Source organism: Nocardioides pelophilus, assembly GCF_014180685.1.
Lineage (GTDB): Bacteria > Actinomycetota > Actinomycetes > Propionibacteriales > Nocardioidaceae > Nocardioides > Nocardioides pelophilus.
This window is the reverse complement of the sequence record NZ_JACEHF010000302.1, coordinates 1-1,633: the sequence shown is the minus strand read 5'-3', so window position 1 is coordinate 1,633 and position 1,633 is coordinate 1. Positions and strand designations below refer to the sequence as shown.

The 1,633-nt window shown below is 75.5% G+C and carries 2 protein-coding genes; one reads left to right on the top strand and one right to left on the bottom strand.

The genetic code is table 11. From position 1 onward, the window contains the following. A partial coding sequence (locus H0488_RS23220) for a diacylglycerol kinase family protein (RefSeq protein WP_281369749.1) occupies positions 1-209 on the bottom strand: 209 nt, incomplete at its 3' end. Positions 210-284: 75 nt separating this feature from the next. On the opposite strand from H0488_RS23220, the gene H0488_RS23215 reads away from it, so the two are divergent. Continuing rightward, a partial coding sequence (locus tag H0488_RS23215) for a carboxyl transferase domain-containing protein (protein WP_183101531.1) occupies positions 285-1,633 on the top strand: 1,349 nt, incomplete at its 3' end.

Genomic DNA, 1,633 nt, shown 5'->3' with positions numbered 1-1,633 from the left:
GCGTGCAGGCTGCCGTCGCCGCCGGCCACGACGACCCGTCGCGAGCCGGCCCGGTGCAGTACCCCGTCGAGCTCGCCGGGCGCCGCGGTCGCGCACACCTCGACGGACGTCGAGCCGCGCAGCACGTCGAGCGCTGCCGCGAGTGCGGTGTCGTCGGCGGTCCCGGCGTCACTGTTGGTGATCACCAGGAGTGGCTCTGCGGAGGGCATCGACCCACCTTACGGGTGCTCGCGCGACGGTCTTCGCGCGACCTCCTCGGCCGGCGCGTGGTTGGATTCGACGCCATGGGGACGAGCCGTCGCTGGACCGCGCGTGAGCTGATCGACCTGGTGCTCGACGAGGGCTCCTACGAGTCGTGGGACGAGCCGGTCGACATCAGCCACCACAACGAGGCCTACCAGGACGAGCTCCGGGCTGCGGCCGAGCGCGCCGGCACCGACGAGTCGGTGCTGACCGGCCGGGGGACCGTCAACGGGCGGCCGGTGGGGTTCATCGTCAACGAGTTCTCCTTCCTCGCGGGCTCGATCGGCGTCGCCGCGGCGGCGCGGATCGCGAGCGCCGTACGACGCGCGACGGCCGCCGGTATCCCCGTCGTCGCCAGCACGGCGTCCGGCGGCACCCGGATGCAGGAGGGCACCCGCGCGTTCGTCCGCATGATCGAGATCACCCGGGCGCTGATGGAGCACCGCGCGGCCGGGCTGCCCTACATGGTGCACCTGCGGCACCCCACGACCGGCGGCGTCTTCGCGTCCTGGGGGTCGCTGGGCCACGTCACCGTCGCCGAGCCCGGCGCGCTCGTCGGCTTCCTCGGCCCCAAGGTCTACGAGGCGCTCAACGGCCGGCCGTTCCCCGAGGGGGTGCAGACCGCCGAGAACCTCGCAGCCAAGGGCGTGATCGACGCGGTCGCCGCCCCCGAGGACCTCCGGTGGCTCGTCGACCAGGCGCTCGCGGTGGTGGTGGACCCGCCCGCCCCGGGCACCCTCGAGCGGCGTACCCCGGTGGCCGACGGCACCGCCGCGCCGGACGCCTGGGACTCGATCACCCGCACCCGGGCCGAGGCGCGCGTCGGCGTCCGCGACCTCCTCAAGTACGGCGCCAGTGGCACGCTGCGGCTCCGCGGCACCGACGAGGGGGAGCGGGACGAGACCGTCGTCGTCGCCCTCACCCGGGTCGACGGCGTCCCGTGCGTGCTGGTCGGGCAGGACCACACCCGGCAGACGGCGGCCACCCCGATGGGGCCGGCCGCGCTCCGCGAGGCGCGGCGCGCGATGCGGCTCGCCGAGGAGCTCCGGCTGCCGCTGGTCACCGTCGTGGACACCCCGGGCGCGGAGCTGTCGCCCGAGGCGGAGGAGGGCGCGATCGCCGGAGAGATCGCGCGCTGCATCGCGACCCTGGTGACGATGACGGTGCCGACGGTGTCGGTCATCCTCGGCCAGGGCTGCGGCGGCGGCGCGCTCGCCCTGCTCCCCGCGACGCGGGTGCTCGCGACCCAGCACGCCTGGCTCTCCCCGCTGCCGCCCGAGGGCGCCAGCGTGATCCGCTACGGCAACGTCGACCACGCCGCCGAGATGGCCACCTCCCAGGGCGTGCGCGCGCTCGACCTGCTCGCCGGCGGCGAGGTGCACGCCGTCGT